This window comes from Streptomyces sp. NPDC020845 (assembly GCF_044334165.1).
In the GTDB taxonomy this organism is placed as follows: domain Bacteria; phylum Actinomycetota; class Actinomycetes; order Streptomycetales; family Streptomycetaceae; genus Streptomyces.
The window spans coordinates 456,701-481,196 of the sequence record NZ_JBIRSJ010000007.1 but is presented as its reverse complement, the minus strand read 5'-3'; the positions used below and the strand labels follow the sequence as shown (position 1 = coordinate 481,196).

Genomic DNA, 24,496 nt, shown 5'->3' with positions numbered 1-24,496 from the left:
CGAGGTGGACCACGGTCGATGCGCGGGCCTGCTGAGCGTCGAGCTGGGCGAGCTTGTCCTCGGCAGACCGTCGCGCCTGGCTTCTTTCTGAAGCGTGGCCACGGAATCTGACACAGACTCCTACGACCGGCCGGGCACACCCGGGCGGCTTCAGGCGGTGAAGTACACTGTCGGGCTGTTCACGGCGTAGTGGTACGTGTTATCGCACTTGTAGATGGTCACGCGGGTGTACGCGTTCTGAGCCTGGTTCGGCAACTTGTCCACGTTCTGTCGCTCCGGCCCGTACCTGCCCTTGCCAATGAGCGTCTTGAGCCCGGAGTCGTACGTCACGCTGCCGTTCCGGTAAATCTGGTGCCGGTACTTGCACCGGGCGGAGTCCGGTGCAACGTTGAAGTAGAAATCACTGGAAATATAGTTGGACGCGTAGCTGATGCACGGTCCGAGCGTCGGACTGGCACTGGTCGGTGTGCATCCGCCACCGCTGGCGGCCTGGGCCGGCTGCGAACTTACCGCCATGCCCGCTGTCAGCAGCGCCGCCACGGCGCCGCCGGTCACCAGCTTCTTGATACCTCGCATGGTTTCCTCCCCGTCATCGAAGACACACCGGGCCGCAGTGCCAGGTGCAGTGCCGAACTCGGTTGAACCGACCACCTCGGCCTCCCACCGCTCACCTCTCCTACTGGGGGAAGCCCGTTGTTGGTGTGCCAGTGCGTCCAGTCTCGGTGCGGGACAGGCGCCCGGTCGTTGTCTGTGGGTGCCGTGCGGTTGAGGATCCGCGCCCACCATGCCGGCCCTGGGCGAGATGGCGCAGGTCGCCCGGCGGCATGCCGTAGGCGGTGCGGAAGGCACGGCTGCATTGGGCCTTATCTGTAAGACCCCAGCGTGCGGCGACGGCCTGAACGGAGCAGTGATTGTGGAAGGGGTCGGTCAAGTCGCGGTGACACATCTCCAGCCGATGCCGGCGTGTCCAGCGAGCCATGGTCACCTCCTGGGCTTGGAAGGGGCGGTGCAGGTGGCGAGCGGAGATGTGGTGGGCAGCCGCGACCGTCGCCGGGGTCAAGCCCGGGTCGGCGAGGTGCTGGTTTGTGCCCGGATAGACCAGTCGCGCCATTCACGCTGTTGGGCCGACTTGCTGGTTCTGTGTGCTGCGCCGCCGGAGGTCCCCCGGTGGCATGCCGTACGTAGCGCGGAAGAGGCGGCTGAAATGCGCCTTGTCCGTGAACCCCCACCGTGCAGCGATCGCTTGAGCTGTGCGATGGCTTTGGCGCGGATCGGTCAGGTCGCGGTGGCAGTTCTCCAGTCTTCGCTGACGTATCCAGCCGGCGACGGTCAGGCCCTGGGCTTGGAAAAGGCGATGCAGGTGCCGCGCGGAAATGTTGTGGGCTGTCGCGACGGCTTGCGGGGTGAGGCCCGGGTCGGGCAGGTTCTGCTGGATGAAGGCACGGATCCTCAGGAGGAGCGCGTGGTGGTGGGTCTCGGGTGGCAGGAGCCTCTCCGCTTCGAGATGGTGTGCGCACACGGCAGCCAGCAGATCGATCGTGACGGCCGCCAGCCGAGAAGCGTCCGCAGGAGTATAGGAGTGGGCATCAGCTGCCATCTGCCTGAGGAAACCGGCCAGCAGCCCGCCCATACCCCTGCGGCAACCTAGCCGCAGGGCGCTCATGGAGCGGACCTTGTCCTCTGGCAGAGGCAGTAGATGTCTGGGGAGCTGCATATAGATCGCTTCAGCCTTGGATGCAACGTCGGCCTGGATGTGCCATGGGCGGGAGGTATCGGCGAGGATCAACTCGCTGCCGGAGCCGGTCGCTGACCGGCCACCTTGAGTCAGCGTATAGACCCCACGACTGCACAGAACCACTTGATACAACTCAGGGTCCGACTGCCTTATCAACTTCGCGGACCTCCACGACTCCAGCGACGGGCAGCTGAATGCCGACACCGTCAAGACACCGAGATCAATCAGGCACAACTTGGCCTGGAAATCCAATGCGTGATCGCTGCGCAGCATGTTGGGAATCAACGTGTCGACCGTCATGTTGCGCCAGTAGTCGAACCGCTCCACCGTCGGTAAGGAGTTCGTGCAAATCTCCGTGACCAGCCCCATGAGTCCCCCACTGAACGTCACCGTCGGCCCAGGGCCGTGTCCTTCTGCCCTGGGGATCACGGCGTGTGATCCTGCACTGATATTCCCCAACTTCGCCAGCGTGCATTGCGGGACAGGCCCCTATCTGAGAAGGCTTTGAGCGGGTCGGGGCTTGCCGCGTCATGGTGAAGCACTCTCCGTGCGGATCATGCGACGGATACTGGCCCGCGCCGTAGCCAAGTCGTCCTGTGCTTCGCTGAGCTGGTTGGCCAGTTCAACAACGTGGGCCAGAGCCTGGGTGAGCTCGTCCTCAGACGCTGGTTGTCCGCAGTGAGCTCGTCGATGCGGGCGCCGAGGTCGGCGGCGCCGAGCTGGTCGAGCTGCATGCCGAGGCTTCGGCGGACGGCGCTCTTGAGGCGCGCTCGGTCTCCTCGCGCAGGCGCCGGTTGTCCTCCTGAAGGAGCTGCTCGTCGACCCTCTATCCGGCTGGCGCCTTGGCGCCGACTCGGGTGTCGTTGGCCGCAGCGCGGCCCTGGCGGCGGCGGGCGGCCTTGATGTGTCTACGCACGCTGTCGGCGTGGACGAGCCAGTGCGAGACGTTCGCGGCGCGGGCCACGCCGGTGAAGGTGATCGGCTCGTCGTCGGCGAGCAGCTGGTTGACGACCGACCGGACGTGGGCGCGCTTGTCTCGTGACTCCTTCTGCCGGGCCTCGCGCAGGACCGGGGCGGCCGCGGACAGCCACCGATAGATCGGGCAGAACAGGTCACCGAAGATTCCGCCGCCCCTGCCGCCCTCAGTGCCCCCGGCGGATGTCCGCGCGACACGCCGTATCGTGACCGCCGTCGCACGGCGCATGGCGGCCTCGGCGACGGTGCCGCCCTCGCCACCGACGAGGGCCACGAACCGGGCCATCGCCTCGTCCCCGACGTCCCCGGCCCACTCCGCCGCGCCGAACTCCTCCATGGCCTCGGTCAGTCGCTCGCCAGCGGTGTGCGCTGCCTCGTAGAGCCCGAAGGCATCGGGATCGTCGCGCATCGTCCGGTGCAGAACGCGCAGATGGTCGTCTGCTGCCTCATCCAGCCTTCGGAGTGCGTCGCCTCGTTCCGGCCGCCAGGCCGATACGTCCTTGCTGATGCGGCTCCACTCCGCGGCTATGCTGTCGCTCCCGCCAGGACCCGGCCACGGCTTCGATGTCCCCATGCTCCACCCCCGGATTGGGCGACCCGCCTCCGGAGCGGTCCGTCCTCTCCAGGGAAAGAAAGGGGGCGAGGAGGCGAGTGGAGCACAGGCGGACCCGTCTCAGCTCATACAGCCCCCGAAAACGCGACTGGGGTTTCTCGGAGAACCGAGAAACCCCAGGTCAGTGGCTGTAGGAGCCAAGGTGCGCCGCCAGGGACTCGAACCCCGGACCCGCTGATTAAGAGTCAGCTGCTCTAACCAACTGAGCTAGCGGCGCCTGCTGACGTAGAAGACCTTAGCACCCGGATCCGGCGGAGTGAAAATCGATATCCCGCAGCCGTCCGTCAGCCCGGAAAAACGGCGGGTGTGCTGGTCACAGCGGTGCGGCCGAGGAGCTGGGACGCCGCGCGGGCGGCCCTGACGCAGGCCCACAGCAGCGCCTCGGGGCCGGGCAGCCAGGGGTGCCGGACGTCGGGGGCGACCAGCCAGCGGCCCTCGGTGGCGGGTGTCTCCTCGGGGTACGGCGGCGGGACGGTCACCGCGTCGCCCCAGCTGTAGCAGAGCAGCGGTGGGGCGGACGCCGCCCACTCCTCCCAGCCGAGCAGCGCGGCGAGCCGCCGGGCCGCGCCCGGAACGGCGAACAGCATGACGCGGCCGCGCTGGGTGGCCACCGGACCGGAGCCCGGCCCGTCGGTCCATAACCGGCTCACCACCCGGCGGCCGAAGAGGGCGTCCATGCTGACCACGTCGAAGGCGGTGCCGCACGGCAGGGTGACGGGCACGGTGGGGCGCTGCGCCCACAGTGTGTGCACGCTACGGGGGCAGGCGCTGGCCGAGGCGAGCCAGTCCGCTCCGGCGGGGGTGACATAGGCGGCGGCGTGATGTGAGTCCCGAGGCCATTCGCTCATGTTTCTACACTTACCGGTGGATGACATGACGTAGGGGAATGAGGGAAAACCGGTACGTGACGATGAGGGGTTGCGGTATCTTCCGCCCGCATATGCCAACGGCCACATAGCGGCTGGGTCGCGATCACTCCGTCGCGTCGCCGCCGCCCCGCATCAGCTCGCGGCCGAATTCGACCATCTTCTTGGCGTAGTCCTCGGTCCACTCCGCCCGCTCCGCGATCACGGCCGGGGTCAGCCGGTCGAACCGCCGCGGATCGGCGAGCTGGGCCGCGGCCATCGCCTGGAACTCCATGGCGCGGTCGGTCGCCGCTCGGAAGGCGAGCACGAGTTCCGTGGAGCGGGACAGCAGCTCACGCGGGTCCTCGATGGACTCCAGATCGAAGAAGTGCGCCTCGTCCGCGACGGCCGCGGTGGGTTCGAAGAGCAGGGGTGCGGGTTTCAGTCGCCGGGGCGCGGTGCCGTGCGGGCCTTGAGCCGGATGCGGCTCGGGCATGTGATCTCTCCTCGTGAATCGTCGAACCCGTTGCGGGGCTTATCGGCCGAGCTGTCTCGTTCTCTCCCCCCATTGTCGCGCGCGGGGCAAGAGCGCCTTAGGACATACCCGATGGCCGCCGGCTGACACGGTCATGGCCGCCAGCTGACACGGTGTTCCGCCAGGTGGGCAAGGACCGCGTGGTTGGCCTCCCACCCGTCCGGGAACTTCACCGTGACCCCCAGCTGTACCGGCTCCGTCGACGGATGCTCGTCCAGCAGCTCGGTCACGCCCGCCCGGCACACCACGATGCACGCGTGCCGGTGCCGGGAGGCCAGTACGCACAGCCGGCCGGTCTCCAGATGGAACTCCGTCGCGTCCGGCCGCCCCGACAGCGGGTGCAGCACCACCGTCACATCGAACTCACGCCCCTGGAGCCGGTTGGCCGTGTCGACCGTGACCCCCACCACCCCCAGGTCGGCCAGCGCGGCCCGGACGGCCGCCGCCTGGTCCCGGTGCGCGGTGCCCACCGCGATCCGGTCCGCCGTCAGCGGCACCGGGTCGGCCGACCGCTCGCTGACCGCGGCCCCGCCCCGGTCCAGCAGCCGCCGCGCCACCAGGGCCACGGCGCCCACCGCCTCCGGGTCCGTACGAGGCGTCCGCCGGGTGGGCAGCTCCAGCAGCCCCCACCCCGTCTCGGCGGCCTCGTCCAGCACCCGGTCCGGGCCCGAGCCGTCGGACGGGACGCCGAAGCTCAGCCGCCGGTCGCCGTGGCCGGTGCCGCTGCGGAACGGCGTGTACGGATAGAAGGCGTCCGAGACCAGCGGCGCGGCGGAGGCGGGCAGCCGCCAGGACACCGGCAGCCGGTGCTGCGGAAGGTGCGGGTTGTGCGCCAGCAGCGTGCTCACCGCGCTCGCCGACGGGTCGTACGACAGGCCCGCCCACTGCTCGGCGCCCACCACGCTGAACGGGTCCAGCTGCCCGGGGTCGCCGACGAACAGCGCCCGCTCGAAGAGCCCCGCGACGGCCAGCAGCGCGTCCGACCGCATCTGGTACGCCTCGTCGACGATCGCGTGCCGCCACGGCTCCACGTTCTTGACGTGCGCCCACTTCGCGGCCGTGGAGACGACGATGTCGAGCCCGGCGAGGTCCGCGACCTTGGCCGAGGCGCGAACGGCCGGGTGCCCGTCGAGCACCGGGTCGTACGGATGCGGTTCGCTGCTGTGCAGCCGCCCCACGGGCAGCTCCGGGTCCTCCCGGGCCAGCCGGTCCACCAGATCGTCCACCTGCGCGTTGGTCTGCGCGACCACCATCAGCGGCCGACCGGCCGCCGCGAGCTCACGGGCCGCGCGCACCACCAGCGTCGACTTGCCCGCGCCGGGCGGGGAGTCCACGACCACGCCCCGGTGCGGGCCGTGCAGGGTGTCGTGCAGGATCGCGTCCGTCGCACGGGCGGCCGCCTCCGCCGGGTCGAACGCCTCGGCGCGCCCGGCGGAGGCTCCGCCGGGCGCGCCCTCTGTGGCCGGGTTCGGGGCGGTCACAGGAAATCCTCCTCGGTCACCGGGTCGGGGGCCTGCGCGGCGTCCGCGCCGGGCGGGCCGCCGTGGGTCCAGGGCGTGGCCTCTACGTCGGGTAGCTCAGGGCCGCCGCGCGGGGCGTGCTCGAACAGGGTCCAGCACACCCGGTCGCCCGGCTCCGGCACCGAACCCTGCTCCGGGGTCTTGCCCCGCCCCATGCCGCCGGTCAGCCGCACGACCAGCGCGCCCGCACCGCCCGCACCGCCCTCATCAGGGGCATCGCCCTCACCAGGGGCATCGCCCTCATCGGGGTCGGCGGGCTCTGCGTGGCCCGCGAACTCCCCGGTCTGCGTCCTGCCGTCGGCCAGCACCCGGTACAGCTTCACGCCCTCGCCCAGATGCGGGCGGTCCCCGGTGCGGACCGTGACCAGCGGGCGCGGGCGCGGGACCTTCGCCTCCGACCAGGCCATGACCACCTCGGCGACCTCCCCGGCGAACGCCTCCCCGGCCAGCCGCCGCCCCGCCATCACCAGCGGGTCGTCCAGCGCCTCCTGCGCCTCCAGCTGCGCCTGCGCGGTCTCGCGGGCGGCCAGCTTCTGCGCGGCGGTCACCGCGTCGTCCAGCTTGGGCTGCGGCGGCTCCCCGGCGCGCACCCGGTCCCGGTGGCCGGTGTACGACCAGCGGTCCCGCTTCCACCGCTCGGCCACCCGCGCCCCCTCCGGGAGCGCGCGCAGCAGGTCAAGGCCCCGCCACACCGCGTCCCAGGTGGGCCGCATCTGGGTGGCGATCAGCTCGCGGATCTCGGCCTCGGCGCGGTGCAGCTCGGCGTGGTGCCGCTCCGCGCGGGCCCCGTCCACGGCCCCGGCGGCCGCCATGCGCGCGGCGTCGTACCGGGCCATCGCGGGGGCCAGCAGCTTGTTGTCGAAGGCCGGGTCGGTGGCCGGGCCCGCGGGCGGGCACAGCAGCTGCCCGGCCGCGTCCCGCTCCGACTCGGCCCGCAGCGCCGCCCGGTCCCCCGGCTCGCCCTCCGGCGGGTCGATCCAGGCCAGCAGCGCGCCCAGGTGCTGGTCCTCCAGGTTGGACTGCCCGGTCGCCCAGTGGCGGGTCAGCAGGTCCGTCATCGCCGTCAGCAGACACGAACCGGGCACCCGGGACCGCTCCCCGTAGTGCGTCAGCCACCGCCCGAGCAGCGGCACCCGCGCGGGCGCGGGGAACGGCGTCTCCGGGTCCTGTTCGGCCGTCCGCCGAAACCGCATCGACCGGCCCAGCAGCCGGACGAACTCCACACCCGCGCCGCTGGGCACCACCAGCTGCGGGGCGTCCGCGCACAGCTCGACCTGGACCGGCACCTTCTTCCCGGTCTCCGGGTCGGTCTCCTTGCGCTCCTCCAGGTCGACCTCGTCCGCGTACGAGTCCAGGTACGGCAGCACCACCTCCGCAAGCTCGGCGAGGAACGCGAACCGCAGATCCCGGTCGCGCGGCTGCGCCACGGCCAGCAGCCGCGGCGCGTCCCGCTCGGTCCCCACCAGCGCGCCCAGCGGGGCGCCGGCCTCGCCCGCGGTGGTCAGCGGCACAAAGACCAGCGGCCGGTCGGACAGATGGCGATGGCGGACCGTCGCGACGGGCCGCGCCCGCCCGTCCCGGACGGCTTCCATCCGGGCCAGGGATGTGATCAGCGACACACCGCCTCCTGGGCGGTCGCCTGAGCTGCGCCCAGCGCCTCGGCGCGCAGGGCGGCCGCGCGGCGCAGGGCGTCGACGGCGGGGTCACCGGTGGTCGGGGCCAGGCGGTCGGTGCCGTGGACGCCCTCGCCCTCGCCCCCGCCGTCTTCCCCGGCCTCGGCCTCGCCGAGGGCCGCCGCGAGCACCGCCTCCACGGTCGTGAGCCCGCCCAGCTCGCCCCGTACACCCCGGCCCAGCGACTCGACGCCGCCCGCCGCCCGGCACCGCGCCCGGCAGTGGACGGCCAGCTCGCACGCGGACAGGCACTCCGGGGCGTAGGCGGCGTCCACCGCCTCCACGGCGGCCATCAGCTCGTCGACCGGCCGGGTCACGGTGCGGCCGTCGTCCGAGAGCCGCAGATCGAAAGTGAGGTCTTCGGGGAGCGCGGCGGCGATCTCCTCGATCCGGGTGAGGCGGGCCAGCTGCCGCCGGGTGACGGCCAGCTGCTTGCGCACATCGACGAGTTCCGCGGTGGGGAGGTTGGAGAAGTCCTTGGGGCACACCAGCAGCACCTCATGGCGCACCCGGGCGTGCGCCTGGGCGGCCACCCGCTCCAGCGCCAGCGCGTACACCGCGGCCTGCCGGGCCGCCGCGCCCACCTTGGCCGGGTCAGCCGAGCCGTCCACCATCGGGAAGGACTTGATCTCGACGACCGTCCACGAACCGTCGGGGTGCACCACGACCGCGTCCGGCTCCAAGAAGGCGGGGGAGCCGGCGATGTCCAGGCTCACCATCGGGTGGTCGAGCAGCGCCCAGCCCTTGGCCTCCGTGGCCTCCCGCAGGGCCAGCGCCGTACGCGCCGTACGGCCCTGCGGGCCGAACGCGGTCAGGTCGGGGACCGCGGTGGTGCCCGGCTCGGGCGCGGGCGAGCCGTCGCGCAGCCGCTCGTACAGCAGCCGCATCAGCGCCTCGCCGCCGTCCGCCTTGGTCCGGGCCTCGAACGTATTGCCCCGCTGGTGGGCGAACTGGGACTGCCCGAAGGACCCGGGCGCCCCCAGCGCCTGGGCGAGGGCGAGCTTGTCGACCCCCGCGCCGTCCAGCAGCGCGCGGCGGCGGCAGCCGGGGTTGGCGGCCAGCGCGGCCAGCGCGCGGGCGTCCAGGGGGTGCGGGGTGGTGGTCGGGCCGCGCAGCTCAGCGAGCCGCTGCCGCAGCGCCGTCCCCGGCTGCGGCGGTCTTGCCGCCGCTGCCGCTTCGGACCGCCGCGCCGGCCTCCCTACCGCCGCTGTCGCCGCCCGTGCTTCTGTCCGCGTCCCTGCCCTGCTGTCGAGGGATCCGTTCCCGTTCACGCGCCGAAGTCTCGCACTTGTCACCGACATTCGCCGCGACATTGAGGTTTGAAGCGCCGTTCGCGGCCGGAGCAGCGGTTCCGGCGGTGGTTCCGGTGGCCTCGTCGGTGGCCGAGCTCAGGCGGGCCCGGATCCGGGCGGTGAGCCGCAGCGCGGGCTTGGCCAGCAGCAGTCCGAGCCCCATGACGGCCGCCCCGGCGACCGCGTCGAGGAAGTAGTGGTTCGCGGTGCCCATCACCACGAGGACGATGCCCAGCGGATAGGCGACCCCCAGGGCCTTGATCCACGCCGAGCGCGCGTGCCGCCACAGCACCACGCCGCACCACAGCGCCCACCCCACATGGAGGCTCGGCATGGCCGCGAACTGGTTGGTGAGCCCGCCGAGCCCGCGCGGCGCGCTCGCCTCGCCGCCCCACCAGCCGTACGAGCTGTACTGCGCCATCGTGTCGACGAAGCCGTGGCCCGCGTCCAGCAGCCGGGGCGGACAGGTCGGCATCAGCGTGAAGCCCACCAGCCCGATGAGCGTGGAGACCAACAGCCAGGTGCGCAGCAGCCGGTAGTCGGCGTCCCGGCGGCGCTTCCACACCCAGACCAGGATCGCGGGGGTGACCACGTAGTGCAGCGAGGCGTACGCGAAGTCGGCGGGTATCCCGATCAGCTTGTGGGCCGTGAATATGTTGTTGAGCGGGGTCTCGAAGTCGATGTTCAGCCGCTGTTCGAGATGGAGTATGCCCAGGCCGTGGTCGACGGCGGTGGACACGTCGCCCCGGGCCAGCAGCCGGCCGGCCGAGTACGCCGCGTACACCACAGCTATCAGGGGCAGTTCGGTCCACCAACGTGGCCTACTGCCCTGCCATGTTCCGGCGCGGGGCGCGGTCTGGGGCATCCGGACGCTCTCCAAAAAGATCAGGCGGCCAAGAAATGGCGCGCGGTCAACCGTACGGTGTAGGCCAAGCGACTCGCGCACCGCCCCCAAGATGCGTCCGGAAAACGCGGGTCGTCGCTGCTGGAATGCCCCGACATCCCCCTGCCCGACTTCCCCCCGCGGACGGGTGCGCGATCAGGAAGACGCCGAGATCGCCCCCGGGGTTGCGTCCGGAACGGGTGAGCGATGATGGGGCGGTACGGCGCTGCCGCCCCGGTGAGGCGCTCCCGATCCCGCTCCCGATCCGGTGAAAGGCAAATCCCCCATGGCACCACGCATCCTCCTGGCCCGGCACGGACAGACGGAGTGGTCGCTGTCCGGGAAGCACACCGGCCGCACCGACATCCCGCTCCTGGAAGAGGGCCGGCGCGGCGCCAAGCTGCTCGGCGAGCGGCTGCACCACGGGCCGTGGGCGGGCCTGCCGGGCGTCGAGGTGCGCACCAGCCCGCTGGTCCGGGCCAAGGAGACCTGTGAGCTGGCGGGGTTCGGCGACCGGGCGCGGGACTGGGACGCGCTGCTGGAGTGGGACTACGGCGCTTACGAGGGGATGACCCCCGCCGAGATCCAGGCGATCCGGCCCGGCTGGCTGATATGGCGCGACGGCGTCCCGGAGGGCGAGACGCCGGCTGAGATCGCGGCGCGGGCGGATGTGGTGGTGGAGTGGGCCCGCTCGGCCGACCGCGATGTGCTGGTCTTCGCGCACGGCCACATCCTGCGCACGCTGGGCGCGCGCTGGCTGGGCCTGGACGTCTCCTTCGCGGCCCGGATCCGCCTGGAGCCGACCTCCCTGTCCGTCCTGGGCTGGGCGTACGGCGGACCGGCCATCGAGCGCTGGAACGACACGGGTCACTTGGGCTGACGCGCGGCAGCCCCCTCTTTCGTCGGCCCCCTCTTTTCCGCGCTCGCCTCCGGGTCGCCTCAGCCCCTGTCGACGGTCGACCACGCGGCGGTAGCCGCATATTGATCGCAGCCTCGGCCCTCCGCGCGGCGGCGGCCGACTGCAATCGATAATGCGGCTCCGCCGCGTGGTGAACGCAGCCTCAGGGCCTGTGCGCGCTCTCCCTTTCGACAGGGTCGCGCCCCTTCGGCTCGTAGCGGGCGAGGAAGTCGGCCACCACCGCGTTGCGGCCGTGCGGGAGCAGTACGCGGGCGGTTTCGTCGAGCATCTGCCGGATGCGGGCGGACTTGACCTGGTCCATCAGCTCCAGGGCGCGGCCCGCCGCGACGGCCGCCGCGTCCGGGGCGCCGTCCGCGAGCAGATCGCTGGCCAGCTCCGTGGTGAACAGCGCGATGTTGCGGGTGAAGTGCGGGTTCTGCAGGGCGACCGCGCGGCGGGCGTGCTCGACGGCCCGGCCCCAGTCGCCGAGCGCCGACCAGCACTGCGCCTCCAGACCCTCCAGCTCGGCCTCTCCGTAGAAGGTCATCCACTCGGGGTCGGCGTCGGACGGGCCGCGGCTGAAGAGCGCCTGGGCGCGCAGCAGGGCGCGTTCGCAGCCGGACCGGTCGGTGAGCCAGGCCCAGCCGCCCGCCTCGCGTAGCGCGATCAGCGACAGCAGCCGCGGTGAGGCGAGGCGTCCCGCCGCCCGCTGCGCCGCCTGGGCGGCGCGTACGGCCTCGCGGGGGCGGCCCGCGTCGCGGGCGAGGAAGGCGGCGTTGCAGAAGGCGTGTGCCTCCAGAGCCGGGTCGCCGGTGACGCGGGCGGTGGCCAGGGCCTCCGCGTAATGCGCGCGGGCGTCGGCGAAGCGGCCCGAGTCATGGGCCAGCCAGCCCACCGAGATGGCCAGTTCCCCGGCGCCCGCGTACAGCCGGTCGGCGATCGAGCGGCGCCGCGCGCCCGCGTCGAGCAGGGCGTACGCGGCGTTCAGCGGCTGGGCGGTGTGCGGGTAGATGCTGTCCGCGCCGTGCCGGTCGTCCAGCAGCCGGATGCGGCGGACGGCCTCCTCGACGGCGGCGGCCTCCGGCTCGCCGATCCGGCCGCCGGGCCCGCCGACCGGCTCCTGGAACAGGAAGGGGCGGCGCAGCGGGTCGCCTTCGCCGTCCTGGGCGGGGGCCGGTGCGGGGCTTGCCACAGGGGCTGCCGCGGGGATCGTCTGTGCGGCGGGCCAGGGCTGGCGGCCGCGTACCGCCTCGCGCGGTGAGAAGCCCAGGTCCGTCAGCGTGCGGCCGGGAAACATATGACGGAAGACGCGCTCATACGCGTAGTTGGGGCAGCGGATCGCCCCGGATTCGACGCGGCCGATGTAGCGGGCGTCGCATGAGACCTGCTCGCCGATCTCCCGCGCGGCTCTTCGTACGGCCGCCGCGAACTCGGACGGGGAAAGCTGTCCGCGCAGCCGCCGGAAGGCGGTGTTCGGCCGGGGCGACGAAGGCCGCGGTGACGAAGACTGTGGCGGCGAAGACGCTGGAGGCGGCGTCATGGCGGCCCCTCCCTGACGGTGCTCCCGTGTGGGCGAGAGGAGAACCGTACCGGCTGGGGCGCGCCCGACACTCGGACGATAGGGGTGAAAGCTAGCAAATCGCCCGCGTTTTGCCATGAAGTGCCATCCTTTATGGCGGCATTCGGCCGTAGCCGTTGACACTGTCATGCGTTGAGCTCTTTGCAACCCGTCGAGAGGGAGGCCGGAGTGGACATCAGTGGCTCGCGGACGGCTGCTCAGCATCTCCCGTGTCAGGACTGTGACCTCGTGACCGTGCCCGCCCGTCAAGGGCTGGAGGCGGTGGACATCCTGCGTCGCGTACGTGACGGCGTCGGTCCCGTACTGCATGACAACGCCTGTGACACGCTCGGTTTCGTGGTGCCCGCCGGCACCGCGGCGGGCTGGGACCTGCCGGGCAGCGAATGCGCACAGACGCCTGGGTGCGGGGTCCGGCTGAGCACGGGCGGCGCCGCCGAGGACGGCGACGAGGAGGGCGGCGGCGGCACGGTGTCACCGCCGCTGACCGGCACCGGCTGGCTGGTGCCGCCGGGCGATACGTACACCGGAGTGACCGACCCCGCCGAGCTGCGCGCCGCGCTCGGGGAGGCCGCCCGCCTGATCGAGGCCGTCGACCGCTGCCAGTGACCGGCGGTCGCCGCCGATGAGTCGGTTCAGGCGAGGTGGAGGTTGGTCATCATGCCCATGTCCTCGTGCTCGGCGTTGTGGCAGTGGAACAGGTAGCGGCCCCGGCAGCCGTCGAAGCGGGTGATGATCTCCGCCGATTCGCCCGGCCGTAGCGAGACGGTGTCCTTGAGGCCCGCGTCGTGGGGGAGCGGCGGGCGCCCGCCGCGGGAGAGGATCCGGAAGCCCACCAGATGCAGATGTACGGGATGGCGCACGTCCGCGATCAGCCGCCACACCTCGACGTCGCCGAGGCGGGTGGTGACGTCCGCGCGGGCCGGGTCGAACGGCAGCCCGCCGATGCCGAGCGCCCGGCGCCGCGTCAGATCACCTGTCCGCAGTGGAGGCAGCTCACGCATGCCGCACCTCCGTCCCCTCCGCCTTCTCCGTCACCGGACGGCGCCATACGGCGATGAACTGCACCACGAGCCCGGCGATGGTCATCACCCCCAGCGGCAGATGCAGCCACAGCGCGCCGTCCATCCCGGCGAAGTACTGCACGGTCTCGGCCGCCGCCAGCGCCGGCGTCGCCAGGAACGGCCAGGCCCGGCGCAGCCGCACCCATAGGACGGCGGCCACGATGAGCTGCGCATGGCCCAGGGAGGTGACGACATCGGCGCCGTCGGCATGCAGGCGCAGGCCGTCGTAGTTGCCGCTGAGACAGATGCCGGCGAACACGGGTTGCCCGACGATCGCGACCAGATGCGCGCTGACGACGGCCCGCAGTGTCGCGGTGGTCATATGGCGTCCCCTCACTTTCTCTCCTCGAAGCGGGGACGCCCGTGACGCTATAACTCGTTGTCTATGGCGTCTAAGATCAATATCGCTATACTGCTATGGCCGTGCGGGCGTGACGGCAGAAGGCGAAATGGAGAGGGGCAGGGCCGTGGACCTCACCATGCTCAGACAGTTCCTGGTCGTGGCGCGGCTGGAGCACCTCAGCCGCGCGGCCGGAGAACTGCGCATCGCTCAGCCGTCGTTGAGCCGCACCATCGCCCGGCTCGAGGCCGAGCTGGGCACCCCGCTCTTCGACCGGGCCGGACGGCTGCGGCTCAACGACGCGGGGCGGGTCTTCCGCGCCCATGTCGAGCGCTCCCTCGGTGAACTGGAAGCGGGGCGGCGGGCCGTCGCGGAGACCGTCGGCGAGGGGTTCGGCACCGTCCGCCTCGCCTCGGAGACCTTCCTCGCCCTCACCGGACCGCTCGCCGCCTTCAAACGCGCCCACCCGTCCATCGAGATCGAGCTCTACCAGATGCCCGTCGAGGAGATGGCCCGCCGGCTGCGCGCCCAGGAGGTGGACCTGTGCGTCGCCTCGCAGCCGATTCCCGCCGACGACCTGGAGCTGGAGACGGTCCGGCTGCTCGACGAGCCGGTGGTGCTGGCCGTGCCGCTCGGCCATCCACTGGCCGGCCGCGCCTCGGTGGGCATCGACGAGCTCGCCGACGAGCCCTTCATCACGACCCATCAGGGGCACTGGCTGCGGCGGCTGCTGGAGCGGCTGTTCGCCGGGCGCGGCCTGGTGCCGCGGATCGTCTGCGAGGGCGATGAGCCCGGCGCCATCCAGGAGTTGATCAGCGCCGGGCTCGGCATCGGTCTCAACCCGGCCTTCGCCCGCCGCCTCGCCGAGCGCGTCCCCGTGGCCTGGGCCGATATCGACAGCCCCGACTGCCGCCGCACCCTCACCCTCGTCCGGCCCGCCTCCGGCCATCTGTCGGCCGCGGCCCGGCTGATGCGCGACGGGATCGCCGGCTGGGACTGGAACGGCGGGGGAGCGCCCGCGTGAGGATCACGTCCAGGGGCGGAGCTTGTCGGGGTTGAGTACGGCCCAGATGCGCTTGATCCGGTCGCCCACGACGTCGAACGCGTACACCGACACGGTGACGCCGTCGGACTGAGCCACCAGACCGGGCCGGCCGTTCACCGTGCACTCCCGGACCGTCAGCCGGGCCGCACCGGCCCGACCGGTGAGGAAGCGGGCGATCCGCTCGGCGCCCTCGATCGGGTCGAGCGAGGCCGTGACGACTCCGCCGCCGTCACCGGTGGCGGCGGCGTCGGGGTCGAGGAGGCCGATGAGCGCGTTGACGTCCTTGGCTTCCCATGCCTGTTTGAAGTCCCTGACGATACGGGCCTGCTGGGCCGTCGGGGGCGCGGGAGCCTGCGCGGCCCGGATACGGCGGCGGGCCGAGGATGCCAGCTGGCGGCAGGCCACCGGGGTGCGGCCGACGATGTCGGCCACTTCGGCGAAGGGGTAGCGGAAGACGTCGTGCAGGATGAACGCGACGCGTTCGGCCGGGGTCATCGCTTCGAGTACGACGAGGAAGGCCATGTTGACCGACTCGTCGAGCGTGATGCGGTCGGCCGGGTCGCCGGTGGTGTCCCCCGGCCGCCCGGTGATCCATTCGGCGGGCTCCGGCACCGGCTCGGGAACCCACTCGCCCACATAGCGCTCCCGCCGCGCCCGGGCCGAGCCGAGCAGGCTCAGGCAGATACGGCTGGCGACCGTCGTCAGCCAGGCGCCGACCGATTCGACGGCCTGCTGCTGCGGGCGGGACATCGCATACCAGCGGGCGTAGGTCTCCTGGACGACGTCCTCGGCCTCGGACAGGGAGCCGAGGAGGCGGTAGGCGAGGTTGAGCAGTCGGCGCCGCTCGCTGACGATCACGCTCAGATGCGGATCGAGACGGCTGTCGCCCGGTTCGGGCTGGATGGTCATGGCCCTCTCATCTTCCTTCGTCGCAACGGTTCCCAGTCGTATGACCGGTCGGCCCTGCGGAATGTGAGGTCGAAGCGCCTGAGGTCAAGGCGCCTGAGGGCAGGGCGCCTGAGGGCAGGGCGCCGCCTCACATTCCGGAGGGCTGTCGAGTCGTAGGAGGCAGACCGACACCGTTTCGCCGGTGGCCACGCCCGGGCCCGTCCACGACCCCGGCACGGGCGGCCCCACCGGAGACAATCCGCGGAGGAAGAACACCGATCATGGAACCCGTCCACGTTTCGATCATCTACTACAGCTCCACCGGCACCGTGTACGCCCTGGCGCAGGCCATCGCGGACGGCGCGGAGAAGGCCGGTGCGCGGGTGCGGCTGCGCAGGGTCGCCGAGACGGCCCCGCCCGAGGCGGTCGAATCCCGGCAGGAATGGGCCCAGCACCTTGCCGACACCGCCGATGTGCCCCTGGCCACCGCCGACGACATGGAGTGGGCCGATGCGGTGCTGCTGGGCGCCCCCACCCGGTTCGGCAACCCGGCCGGCCAGCTGAGGGCGTTCATCGACACCCTCGGCGGCCTGTGGTTCCAGGGCGGTCTGGCCGACAAGGCGTACTCGGCCTTCACCGCCTCCAACACCGCCCACGGCGGACAGGAGTCCACCCTCCTGGCCCTGGGCAACACCTTCTACCACTGGGGCGGCATCATCGTGCCGCCCGGCTACACGGACCCCGTCCAGTTCCAGTCCGGCAACCCCTACGGCACCTCGCATGTGGCCGGCGACGGCGCGCCCGGCGAGGTGGCCCTGAACGCGGCCCGCCACCAGGCCCGCAGGGTCGTCGACATCGCCGCCGCCCTCAAGGCCGGCCGCGCGGCCTGAACCCAGCACGATGCCGTTCCCTCGCCCCGGCGAACGCCTCCGCGAGGGCGAATGCCTCCGCGAGGGCGGTCGCCTCCGCGAGGGCGGGCGCCGGTGACCGGCCGCCGCCGGTGATCCGTACCGCCCATCGCATACTGGAGCGCATGGCGAAGGGCGTACGGAAGCGGGCGACGGCCACGCGGGAGCGGGGGCCGGCGCGGGGGCGTGCCCTGGAGCCGGTCGCCGCGCCGGTGGACGGCGGGCTCGCCGAGCTGGTGCCCGACCGGGACCGGCCGCGCGCCTGGACCCTGCTGGTGGACGGCAAGCCGCAGTCGCATGTGGACCTCGACGACCCGTCGTATCTGGACTTCGAGTACCAGCGCCGACTCGGCCATATCGCCGATCTCGCCGCCCCGCCCGGCCGCCCGGTCCACGCCGTCCACCTCGGCGGCGGCGCCTTCACGCTCGCCCGCTATATCGCGGCGACCCGGCCCCGCTCCACCCAGCAGGTGGTCGAGGTCGACGCGCCGCTCGTCCAGTTCGTACGGCGCGAACTGCCGCTGAGCCCCGCCGACCGGATCCGGGTGCGCGGTGCGGACGCGCGGGCGGGTCTTGGCAAGGTGCCCGACGGCTGGGCCGACCTGATCATCGCCGATGTCTTCAGCGGGGCCCGCACCCCGGCCCATCTCACCAGCGTGGAGTTCCTGGCCGAGGTGCGCCGGGTGCTGCGCCCCGACGGGCTGTACGCCGCCAATATCGCGGACGGCCCGCCGCTCGCCCATCTGCGCGCCCAGGTCGCCACCGCGCGTGCGGCGTTCGCGCAGCTGTCGCTGACCGCCGACCCCGCCGTGCTGCGCGGCCGCCGCTTCGGCAACGCCGTGCTGCTGGCCGCCGACCGCGAGCTGCCCCTCGCCGAGCTCACCCGCCGCGCCGCCGGGGACCCCCACCCGGCGCGGACCGAACACGGCCGCGCGCTCGCGGACTTCACCGGCGGCGCGGCCCCGGTCACCGACGCGACCGCCGCGCCCTCCCCGGCGCCGCCGCCGGAGGTCTTCGACTGACCGGGCGACCGACCGGGTCGGCGCACAGCCCTCTTCGCGGACAGGGGAGCGTGGTGTGATGGATCGCATGAAGCGTGCGGATTCTCAGGCGTCGCAGAACACTCGGACCGACCCCCTGGCGCGGCTGTCTCTGGAGCAGTTGCGCAAGCGCACCAGCATGAAGTGGCGGGCGCACCCCGAGGACGTGCTTCCGCTGTGGGTGGCGGAGATGGATGTGCCGCTGGCTCCCCCCGTCGCCGAAGCGCTGCACACCGCGATCGACGCCGGCGACACCGGCTACCCGTACGGGACCGCCTACGCCGAGGCTCTGGCGGAGTTCGCCCGGAAGCGGTGGCAGTGGGACGGACTGCGGATCGAGCACACGGCGATCGTGCCGGACGTCATGCTGGGCATCGTCGAAGTGCTCCGGCTGATAACCGACCCCGGGGACGCCGTCGTCGTGTGTTCGCCGGTGTACCCGCCCTTCTACGCGTTCGTCTCCCACGACGCCAGGCATGTCGTCGAGGCGCGGCTCGGTCCGGATCTGCGGATCGACCTCGACGCACTGGAAGAGGCGTTCGTACGGGCGCGGAGCCACGGCCGCCGCGCCGCGTTCCTCATGAGCAACCCGCACAACCCGACCGGTGTCGTCCACACCCGCGAGGAGCTGGAGGCGGTCGCGCGGCTCGCCCGGGAGCACGGGGTGAGGGTGGTGTCCGATGAGATCCACGCGCCTGTGGTGCTGCCCGGGGCCGCCTTCACCCCGTTTCTCAGCGTCCCGGGATCCGAGAACGCCTTCGCGCTGACCTCCGCGTCCAAGGCATGGAACCTCGCCGGGCTCAAGGCCGCCGTGGCCATCGCGGGCGCCGAGGCCGCCGACGACCTTCGGCGTATGCCCGAAGAGGTCGGTCACGGCCCCAGCCATCTGGGGATCATCGCCCACACCACGGCCTTCCGTGACGGCGGGGACTGGCTCGACGAACTGCTGCTCGGGCTCGACGCCAACCGGAGCCTGCTGGGGCAGCTTGTCGAAGAACACCTCCCCGAGGTGCGGTATCACCCGCCCCAGGCCACCTACCTCGCCTGGCTGGACTGCACCGGTTTTGGACTGCACGGCGATCAGCAGGCCGACGGCCCCGGCGTGGTGAGCGATATGGCCGGACCCGCGAAGATGTTCCTGGACGAGGCCCGAGTCGCCCTCAGCTCAGGACATGTGTTCGGCTCCGGCGGCGCGGGGTGCGTACGGCTCAACTTCGCGACCTCACCGGACATCCTGCGCGAGGCGCTGACCAGGATGGGAAGGGCGGTGCGCCGGCGCGGCGGGCCCTCGGCTCAGTGAGCCGGTTCGCGCTCCTCGGGCTCCTCGTGGTGGTGCTCCCGGTACTCCTCCACCGTCGCCTTGGGGATCTGCCCGCGCGGGCCGAAATAGCTGCGGGACAGCCTGGCGCGCAGCTTCTCCCTCCGGGAGACCTTCCGGGGGACCCCGGCCTCGTCGACCTCCGCGGGCGCTTCGATGGGGACGGGCTGGTCGTGGGCGACCAGGGTGTACCGCTCGGCCTGGGTCAGCGGCTCGTGGATCTCGACGTACTCACCGTGTGAGAGGCGCTTGATGATGCCGGTCTCGCGGCCGTGCAGCACCTTCTCCCGGTCCCGCCGCTGAAGGCCGATGCACCACCGCTTGGTCACGATGAAGACGATCACCGGCACCACGAAGAAGGCGATCCGGTTGCCCCAGGTGACGGCGTTCAGCGACAGGTCGAAGTGCGTGGCGAAAAGGTCGTTGCCGCCCTCGACCAGCAGGACCACGTACAGCCCGATCCAGGCGGCCCCGAAGGCGGTGCGGGACGGGGCGTTGCGGGGGCGTTCGTTGAGGTGGTGCTCGCGCTTGTCGCCGGTGATCCACGCCTCGATGAACGGGTAGAGCCAGATGGCCAGCAGCACCAGCGGAAAGATCACCAGGGGGATGAAGACCCCGAGGACCAGAGTGTGGCCCCACAGATTGATCTCCCAGCCGGGCATCACACGGATCAGGCCCTCGGAGAAGCCCATGTACCAGTCGGGCTGGGCGTCGGTGGACACCTGGTCGGGCCGGTAGGGGCCGTACAGCCAGACCGGGTTGACCTGGGCGATGGCCGACATGATGACGAGGGCGCCGAAGACGAGAAAGAAGAAACCGCCGGACTTGGCGACATAGATGGGCCACAGGGGCGGCCCGACGATATTCGTGTCCCTTCTGCCCGGCCCGATGTTGTGGGTGTGCTTGTGGTAGACGAGCAGGATCATATGGACCGCGAGCAGACCGAGCATGATGCCGGGGAGCAGCAGTACGTGGAAGGTGAAAAGCCGCGGAACGATGATGTCGCCGGGGAACTGTCCGCCGAAAATGAACATCGTCAGATAGGTGCCGACGATCGGCACCGACAGCACCGCGCCCTCCAAAAAGCGCATGCCCGTACCCGAGAGCAGATCGTCGGGCAGGGAGTAGCCGAGGAATCCGTCGAACATGCCGAGGATCAGCAGGCCGGCGCCGGAGAGCCAGTTGATTTCGCGCGGTTTGCGGAAGACGCCGTTGAAGAAGGTGCGCATCATATGGACGAGCATGCTCGCCACGAAGATGATCGCCGCCCAGTGGTGGATCTGCCGCATGAGCAGTCCGCCGCGCACATCGAAGCTGATGTTCAGGGTGGACTCAAACGCCTCGGACATGCGGATGCCGTCCATGGGCGCGTATGAGCCGTGATAGACGACCTCGCCCATGCTGGGTTCGAAGAACATGGTGAGGTAGACGCCGGTCAGAATGATGATGAGAAATGAGTAGAGGGCGATTTCGCCGATCAGATAGGACCAGTGGTCCGGGAAGACCTTTCTCAGCTGGGCCTTGCCCATCTTGAAAAGGCCGATTCGCCCGTCGAACCAGTCGGCGAGAGCTTCCCCCTTGCCGACCCGGCCCCGGGTCCGGCTGGGTCCGGCTTCGTGTGCGGTCGGTCGGCGCCCCGGTTCTGCTCTCATGCCTCACCCTCGTCACCGAGTCTGGATATGCCAGATTTACCAGCACATTCCGCTCGGCGACCATGCGCGGCGGGCCCGCGTAGGCCGTACGGAGGAAAGGCACGCCCGTATGCCGGTACGGGCTCGACCCGGTCGCCGGGCGCGACCGGGTCCCTGGGGCCTACACGTCCGCTACCTCACCCGTACGGGCCACCTGCCCGTACCAGTGGGCGCTGGCCTTGGGCACGCGGGTCTGGGTCGGGTAGTCGACGTAGACCGCGCCGAACCGCTTGCTGTAGCCGTACGCCCACTCGAAGTTGTCCATCAGCGACCACAGGAAGTAGCCGCGCAGATCGGCGCCGTCCGCGATGGCGCGGTGGGCGGCGGCCAGATGGGCGCGCAGATAGTCGATCCGCTCCGGGTCGTGGACCACACCGTCCGCGTCCGGCTTGTCGTCGTAGGCGGCGCCGTTCTCGGTGATGTACAGCGGTACGCCCGGCGCCTCGCGGGTGTAGCGCATCAGCAGCTCGTGCAGCCCGGTCGGGTCGACCGTCCAGCCCATCTCGGTGCGCTCGCCCGGCGTCTGGTGGAAGGCCACCCGCTCCGAGCCCGGCCAGGGGGAGTGCTCGCTGGCGCCGTGGCCGTCGTTGCGGGTCGCGGGCCCGTCGCCGGTGGCGGCCGACACCAGGGAGGGCGTGTAGTAGTTGATGCCCAGTGCGTCGAGGGGGTGCTTGATGACGGCGAGGTCGCCGTCCCGTACGAAGGACCAGTCGGTGATGGCGGCGGTGTCCGCGATCAGGTCACTCGGATAGGCGCCGCGCAGCAGCGGGCCCGAGAAGACCCGGTTGGCGAGCGCGTCGATGCGCCGCTGCGCGTCCAGGTCCTGGGGCTGCTGGGTGAGCGGCCTGACCACCGCCGGGTTGAGGCTGATGGCGATCTGGGCGCGGGCGGGCAGCGCGGCGCGCAGCGCCTGGGCGCCGAGGCCGTGGGCGAGGTTGAGGTGGTGGGCGGCGCGCAGCGGGGCGAGCCGTTCGGTGCGGCCCGGGGCGTGCACCCCGGAGCCATAGCCGAGGAACGCGCTGCACCACGGCTCGTTGAGGGTGATCCAGAACTCGACGCGGTCGCCCAGCGCCTCGGCCACGATCCCGGCGTACTCGGCGAACCGCTCGGCGGTCTCGCGCTCCGGCCAGCCGCCGGTGTTCTCCAGCTCCTGGGGCAGATCCCAGTGGTAGAGGGTCAGCGCCGGCTGGATCCCGGCCGCCAGCAGCTCGTCGACCAGCGAGCGGTAGAAGTCGAGCCCGCGCTGCACGGCGGGCCCGCGGCCGGTGGGCTGGACGCGGGACCAGGAGACCGAGAAGCGGTACGCGCCCATGCCCAGCTCGGACATCAGGCGGACGTCGTCACGGAAGCGGTGGTACTGGTCGATGGCGATGTCACCGGTGTCGCCGCCGAGCGTCTTGCCGGGCGTATGGCTGAAGGTGTCCCAGATGGACGGGGTGCGGCCGTCCTCCTGTGCGGCGCCCTCGACCTGGTAGGAGGCGGCGGCCGAACCCCACAGGAAGCCGGGCGGGAAGGTCAGCGTCATGGAAGCGCTCCCATTCGATGTTGTGGTGCGGGGCGGAAGGGAGGGTGATCTTGGGTGAGGTGAGACGGTACGGGTGGGTCACGGCGCGCCGGCCAGGTCGTGACCGGCGCGCCGGGCCTGGTGGGGCAGGGCGCTTTGCGGGCCGTCAGCCCTTGACCGCGCCCTGCATGATGCCTCCGACGATCTGCTTGCCGAAGAGCACGAAGGCGATCAGCAGCGGCAGGGTACCGAGCAGCGCCCCAGCCATGATCAGCGACTGGTCGACGGTATAGCCGCGGCCGAGGCCCGTCAGGGCCACCTGCACGGTCGGGTTGCCGGCTTGAGTGAGGGCGATGATGGGCCAGAAGAAGTCGTTCCACGCCTGGACGAAGGTGAGCATACCCAGTACGGCCATGGCCGGACGCGCCACCGGGAAGACGATGTGCCAGATGATCCGCAGACTGCTGGCGCCGTCCACCCGCGCGGCCTCGATCAGCTCGGTCGGCAGCGCCTGGGTCAGATACTGCCGCATGAAGAACACCCCGAAGGCGCTGACCAGCGTGGGCAGGATGACCGCCTGCAACTGGTCGGTCCACTCCAGCTTGGCGATGGCCATGTACAGCGGGACCACGCTCAGCTGGGGCGGCACCATCATCGTCCCGATGGTCAGCATCAGAAGCAGGTTCTTGAACCGGAAGCGCAGCTTGGCGAACGCGAAGCCGGCGATGGTCGAGAACAGCACGGTGCCCGCCGCGATGGTCCCGGCCACCATGGTGGTGTTGAGCAGCGCGGAGCCCATGTTGACGTCGTTCCACGCCGCGTCAAGGTTCTTGAAGAGATTGCCGCCGAACCAGAAGGGCGGTGGCGTCTCGGCGAGCCGGGTACTGGTGCGGGAGGCGGCGATGGCCGTCCACACCAGCGGGAAGAGCGAGCCGATGGTGAACAGGATCAGCACGGCATAGGTGATCTTGCCACCGTGCAGCTGCCGGCCGGCGCCCTTGGCCCTCTTGTCCCCTCTTCTCGCCTTTCTGGCCTTCCTGTCCGGGCTCCCCCCGCCCTCGGTGGCCTTGGCGGCCCTACCGGAAGAGATAACAGCGCTCATGGTTCTCCCTCGGGCAACTCACTGGCTCTTGCGCAGCCGACGGGCCACGATCGCGTTGGCGGCGGCGATCAGCAGCAGGATCAGGAACATCGTCCAGGCGATCGCGGAGGCCCGGCCGAGGTGGAGGTTCACCCAGCCCTGCTCGTACAGGTACAGGCCGAGCGTCTGGTACTGGTGATCGGGCCCTCCGGAGGCCCCGGCGCCGCCGTTGAACAGCAGCGGCTCACCGAAGAGCTGGGTGGCCCCGATCGTCGAGACCACGACCGTGAAGAGGATCGTGGGCCGCAGCGAGGGGATGGTGACGTTGATGAACTGCTGCCAGCGCGAGGCGCCGTCCAGCGCCGCCGACTCGTACAGATCGCTGGGCACGGCCTGCATGGCGGCCAGATAGATCAGCGCGTTGTAGCCGGTCCACCGCCAGATGACGATGGTGGACACCGCGAACTGCGAGGTCCAGGTGCCGTTCTGCCAGTCGATGTTGTCGATCCCGACCAGCCCGAGCGCCCAGTTGATCATGCCGTAGTCGCGCCCGAAGAGCAGCACGAACACCAGCGTCGCGGCGGCCACCGAGGTGGCGTACGGGGTGAGGATCGCCACCCGGAAGAACATCGAGCCGCGCAGCTTGTAGTTCAGCAGATGCGCGAGGCCCAGCGCCATCAGCAGCTGCGGAACGGTCGAGATCACCCCGATGGTGAAGGTGTTCTGCAGCGCGTTCCAGAAGAATTCGTCGTCCCACAGCCGGGAGTAGTTGTGCCACCCCGCCCACTCCATATGGGTGGGGTCGGTGAGCTCCACCCGGTGCAGCGAGGCCCAGCCCGTGTAGAGCAGCGGGAAGAGCCCGAAGGCCGCGAAGAAGAGGAAGAACGGGGCGACGAAGGCGTACGGGGAGTACTTGATGTCCCAGCGGTAGCGGCGGCTGCGTCGGGCGCGCCGCCGCTCCTCACCCGGATCGGGGGCCTTGGCGGCCACGGCGCGCGGGGCCGCGCCCCCCTGCCCTGTGGGGGGCGCGGCCGTACCAGCAGTGAAACCGGAAGGGGGTGTCATCCCGGGC

Annotated in this window: 24 protein-coding genes and 1 tRNA gene; 6 read left to right on the top strand and 19 right to left on the bottom strand. The window is 71.2% G+C overall.

Annotation, left to right across the window (positions count from 1 at the left end; all coding sequences use genetic code 11):
• Positions 1-150 precede the first annotated feature (150 nt).
• The 11 genes from ACH4U7_RS20660 to ACH4U7_RS20610 all read right to left on the bottom strand — a co-directional run bounded on the left by ACH4U7_RS20660 (position 151) and on the right by ACH4U7_RS20610 (position 10,053).
• Entirely contained in the window at positions 151-576 is a 426-nt protein-coding gene (locus ACH4U7_RS20660; RefSeq protein ID WP_398529306.1) for a hypothetical protein, read from the bottom strand.
• A 100-nt stretch (positions 577-676) separates the two neighbouring features.
• Positions 677-1,111, bottom strand: a complete 435-nt coding sequence (locus ACH4U7_RS20655; protein WP_398529305.1) for a helix-turn-helix domain-containing protein — start codon at positions 1,109-1,111, stop codon at positions 677-679.
• The gene (locus ACH4U7_RS20650) at positions 1,112-2,104 is read right to left on the bottom strand and encodes a helix-turn-helix domain-containing protein (protein ID WP_398529304.1); all 993 of its coding nucleotides are present in this window, start codon (positions 2,102-2,104) and stop codon (positions 1,112-1,114) included.
• Between the two features lie 457 nt (positions 2,105-2,561).
• On the bottom strand, positions 2,562-3,284 hold the full coding sequence (locus tag ACH4U7_RS20645) for a hypothetical protein (protein ID WP_398529303.1): 723 nt from the start codon (positions 3,282-3,284) through the stop codon (positions 2,562-2,564).
• A 182-nt stretch (positions 3,285-3,466) separates the two neighbouring features.
• Positions 3,467-3,540: transfer RNA gene (locus tag ACH4U7_RS20640), tRNA-Lys, on the bottom strand.
• A gap of 67 nt (positions 3,541-3,607) precedes the next feature.
• Complete coding sequence (locus tag ACH4U7_RS20635; protein ID WP_358703199.1) at positions 3,608-4,171, bottom strand: bifunctional DNA primase/polymerase; 564 nt, start codon at positions 4,169-4,171, stop codon at positions 3,608-3,610.
• 124 nt (positions 4,172-4,295) lie between these two features.
• Positions 4,296-4,664 carry a hypothetical protein gene (locus tag ACH4U7_RS20630; RefSeq protein WP_398529302.1) on the bottom strand — a complete coding sequence of 123 codons (369 nt, stop codon included), beginning with the start codon at positions 4,662-4,664 and terminating at the stop codon, positions 4,296-4,298.
• Positions 4,665-4,795: 131 nt separating this feature from the next.
• On the bottom strand, positions 4,796-6,079 hold the full coding sequence (locus ACH4U7_RS20625; RefSeq protein WP_358636128.1) for an AAA domain-containing protein: 1,284 nt from the start codon (positions 6,077-6,079) through the stop codon (positions 4,796-4,798).
• A 101-nt stretch (positions 6,080-6,180) separates the two neighbouring features.
• Entirely contained in the window at positions 6,181-7,842 is a 1,662-nt protein-coding gene (locus ACH4U7_RS20620) for a hypothetical protein (protein WP_398529301.1), read from the bottom strand.
• On the bottom strand, positions 7,833-9,032 hold the full coding sequence (locus ACH4U7_RS20615) for a hypothetical protein (protein ID WP_358703315.1): 1,200 nt from the start codon (positions 9,030-9,032) through the stop codon (positions 7,833-7,835). Before ACH4U7_RS20615 ends, ACH4U7_RS20620 begins: the two co-directional genes overlap by 10 nt.
• Positions 9,013-10,053 (bottom strand): phosphatase PAP2 family protein, encoded by a 1,041-nt coding sequence (locus tag ACH4U7_RS20610; protein WP_398529300.1) that lies wholly within the window; start codon positions 10,051-10,053, stop codon positions 9,013-9,015. The genes ACH4U7_RS20615 and ACH4U7_RS20610 overlap by 20 nt, the downstream gene beginning before the upstream one ends.
• 304 nt (positions 10,054-10,357) lie before the next feature.
• On the opposite strand from ACH4U7_RS20610, the gene ACH4U7_RS20605 reads away from it, so the two are divergent.
• Positions 10,358-10,951, top strand: a complete 594-nt coding sequence (locus ACH4U7_RS20605) for a histidine phosphatase family protein (protein ID WP_398529299.1) — start codon at positions 10,358-10,360, stop codon at positions 10,949-10,951.
• A gap of 181 nt (positions 10,952-11,132) precedes the next feature.
• Here the strand turns inward: ACH4U7_RS20605 and ACH4U7_RS20600 are convergent, their stop codons facing one another.
• Complete coding sequence (locus ACH4U7_RS20600) at positions 11,133-12,509, bottom strand: hypothetical protein (protein WP_398529298.1); 1,377 nt, start codon at positions 12,507-12,509, stop codon at positions 11,133-11,135.
• Positions 12,510-12,716: 207 nt separating this feature from the next.
• On the opposite strand from ACH4U7_RS20600, the gene ACH4U7_RS20595 reads away from it, so the two are divergent.
• The gene (locus ACH4U7_RS20595; protein WP_398529297.1) at positions 12,717-13,154 is read left to right on the top strand and encodes a hypothetical protein; all 438 of its coding nucleotides are present in this window, start codon (positions 12,717-12,719) and stop codon (positions 13,152-13,154) included.
• 26 nt (positions 13,155-13,180) lie between these two features.
• Here the strand turns inward: ACH4U7_RS20595 and ACH4U7_RS20590 are convergent, their stop codons facing one another.
• Positions 13,181-13,549 carry a multicopper oxidase domain-containing protein gene (locus ACH4U7_RS20590; RefSeq protein WP_398529296.1) on the bottom strand — a complete coding sequence of 123 codons (369 nt, stop codon included), beginning with the start codon at positions 13,547-13,549 and terminating at the stop codon, positions 13,181-13,183.
• Positions 13,542-13,931: a hypothetical protein gene (locus ACH4U7_RS20585; protein ID WP_398529295.1), complete on the bottom strand. Its 390-nt coding sequence runs from the start codon at positions 13,929-13,931 to the stop codon at positions 13,542-13,544. Before ACH4U7_RS20585 ends, ACH4U7_RS20590 begins: the two co-directional genes overlap by 8 nt.
• 127 nt (positions 13,932-14,058) lie before the next feature.
• Between ACH4U7_RS20585 and ACH4U7_RS20580 the strand changes: the two genes are divergently transcribed.
• Positions 14,059-14,973 (top strand): LysR family transcriptional regulator, encoded by a 915-nt coding sequence (locus ACH4U7_RS20580; protein ID WP_398529294.1) that lies wholly within the window; start codon positions 14,059-14,061, stop codon positions 14,971-14,973.
• 3 nt (positions 14,974-14,976) lie between these two features.
• On the opposite strand, the gene sigJ is transcribed toward ACH4U7_RS20580, so the two are convergent.
• Complete coding sequence (gene sigJ / locus ACH4U7_RS20575; RefSeq protein WP_398529293.1) at positions 14,977-15,903, bottom strand: RNA polymerase sigma factor SigJ; 927 nt, start codon at positions 15,901-15,903, stop codon at positions 14,977-14,979.
• Between the two features lie 257 nt (positions 15,904-16,160).
• Between sigJ and wrbA the strand changes: the two genes are divergently transcribed.
• From wrbA to ACH4U7_RS20560, 3 genes are all read left to right on the top strand, one after another.
• A complete protein-coding gene (wrbA, locus tag ACH4U7_RS20570; protein WP_398529425.1) occupies positions 16,161-16,772 on the top strand; it encodes an NAD(P)H:quinone oxidoreductase in 612 nt (203 codons plus the stop codon).
• Positions 16,773-16,915: 143 nt separating this feature from the next.
• Positions 16,916-17,812, top strand: a complete 897-nt coding sequence (locus ACH4U7_RS20565) for a spermidine synthase (protein WP_398529292.1) — start codon at positions 16,916-16,918, stop codon at positions 17,810-17,812.
• A 58-nt stretch (positions 17,813-17,870) separates the two neighbouring features.
• Positions 17,871-19,130, top strand: a complete 1,260-nt coding sequence (locus ACH4U7_RS20560; RefSeq protein ID WP_398529291.1) for a MalY/PatB family protein — start codon at positions 17,871-17,873, stop codon at positions 19,128-19,130.
• Here ACH4U7_RS20560 and ACH4U7_RS20555 read toward each other — a convergent pair.
• From ACH4U7_RS20555 to ACH4U7_RS20540, 4 genes are all read right to left on the bottom strand, one after another.
• Complete coding sequence (locus ACH4U7_RS20555) at positions 19,124-20,800, bottom strand: cytochrome bc complex cytochrome b subunit (RefSeq protein ID WP_398529290.1); 1,677 nt, start codon at positions 20,798-20,800, stop codon at positions 19,124-19,126. The genes ACH4U7_RS20560 and ACH4U7_RS20555 overlap by 7 nt on opposite strands.
• Before the next feature lie 160 nt (positions 20,801-20,960).
• Positions 20,961-22,364: a GH1 family beta-glucosidase gene (locus ACH4U7_RS20550; RefSeq protein WP_398529289.1), complete on the bottom strand. Its 1,404-nt coding sequence runs from the start codon at positions 22,362-22,364 to the stop codon at positions 20,961-20,963.
• A gap of 145 nt (positions 22,365-22,509) precedes the next feature.
• On the bottom strand, positions 22,510-23,445 hold the full coding sequence (locus tag ACH4U7_RS20545; protein ID WP_398529288.1) for a carbohydrate ABC transporter permease: 936 nt from the start codon (positions 23,443-23,445) through the stop codon (positions 22,510-22,512).
• A gap of 18 nt (positions 23,446-23,463) precedes the next feature.
• Positions 23,464-24,489 (bottom strand): carbohydrate ABC transporter permease, encoded by a 1,026-nt coding sequence (locus ACH4U7_RS20540; protein WP_398529287.1) that lies wholly within the window; start codon positions 24,487-24,489, stop codon positions 23,464-23,466.
• Between the last annotated feature and the right edge of the window lie 7 nt (positions 24,490-24,496).

Bases quoted from the DNA above. Each gene is read 5' to 3' on its own strand.
- ACH4U7_RS20580 (WP_398529294.1), top strand. From the start codon at position 14,059: ATGGAGAGGGGCAGGGCCGTGGACCTCACCATGCTCAGACAGTTCCTG.
- ACH4U7_RS20550 (WP_398529289.1), bottom strand. From the start codon at position 22,364: ATGACGCTGACCTTCCCGCCCGGCTTCCTGTGGGGTTCGGCCGCCGCC.
- sigJ (WP_398529293.1), bottom strand. From the start codon at position 15,903: ATGACCATCCAGCCCGAACCGGGCGACAGCCGTCTCGATCCGCATCTG.
- ACH4U7_RS20555 (WP_398529290.1), bottom strand. From the start codon at position 20,800: ATGAGAGCAGAACCGGGGCGCCGACCGACCGCACACGAAGCCGGACCC.
- ACH4U7_RS20660 (WP_398529306.1), bottom strand. From the start codon at position 576: ATGCGAGGTATCAAGAAGCTGGTGACCGGCGGCGCCGTGGCGGCGCTG.
- ACH4U7_RS20605 (WP_398529299.1), top strand. From the start codon at position 10,358: ATGGCACCACGCATCCTCCTGGCCCGGCACGGACAGACGGAGTGGTCG.
- ACH4U7_RS20560 (WP_398529291.1), top strand. From the start codon at position 17,871: ATGGATCGCATGAAGCGTGCGGATTCTCAGGCGTCGCAGAACACTCGG.
- ACH4U7_RS20650 (WP_398529304.1), bottom strand. From the start codon at position 2,104: ATGGGGCTGGTCACGGAGATTTGCACGAACTCCTTACCGACGGTGGAG.
- ACH4U7_RS20645 (WP_398529303.1), bottom strand. From the start codon at position 3,284: ATGGGGACATCGAAGCCGTGGCCGGGTCCTGGCGGGAGCGACAGCATA.
- ACH4U7_RS20635 (WP_358703199.1), bottom strand. From the start codon at position 4,171: ATGAGCGAATGGCCTCGGGACTCACATCACGCCGCCGCCTATGTCACC.
- ACH4U7_RS20540 (WP_398529287.1), bottom strand. From the start codon at position 24,489: ATGACACCCCCTTCCGGTTTCACTGCTGGTACGGCCGCGCCCCCCACA.
- ACH4U7_RS20655 (WP_398529305.1), bottom strand. From the start codon at position 1,111: ATGGCGCGACTGGTCTATCCGGGCACAAACCAGCACCTCGCCGACCCG.
- ACH4U7_RS20590 (WP_398529296.1), bottom strand. From the start codon at position 13,549: ATGCGTGAGCTGCCTCCACTGCGGACAGGTGATCTGACGCGGCGCCGG.
- ACH4U7_RS20585 (WP_398529295.1), bottom strand. From the start codon at position 13,931: ATGACCACCGCGACACTGCGGGCCGTCGTCAGCGCGCATCTGGTCGCG.
- ACH4U7_RS20565 (WP_398529292.1), top strand. From the start codon at position 16,916: ATGGCGAAGGGCGTACGGAAGCGGGCGACGGCCACGCGGGAGCGGGGG.
- ACH4U7_RS20545 (WP_398529288.1), bottom strand. From the start codon at position 23,445: ATGAGCGCTGTTATCTCTTCCGGTAGGGCCGCCAAGGCCACCGAGGGC.
- ACH4U7_RS20600 (WP_398529298.1), bottom strand. From the start codon at position 12,509: ATGACGCCGCCTCCAGCGTCTTCGCCGCCACAGTCTTCGTCACCGCGG.
- ACH4U7_RS20630 (WP_398529302.1), bottom strand. From the start codon at position 4,664: ATGCCCGAGCCGCATCCGGCTCAAGGCCCGCACGGCACCGCGCCCCGG.
- ACH4U7_RS20610 (WP_398529300.1), bottom strand. From the start codon at position 10,053: ATGCCCCAGACCGCGCCCCGCGCCGGAACATGGCAGGGCAGTAGGCCA.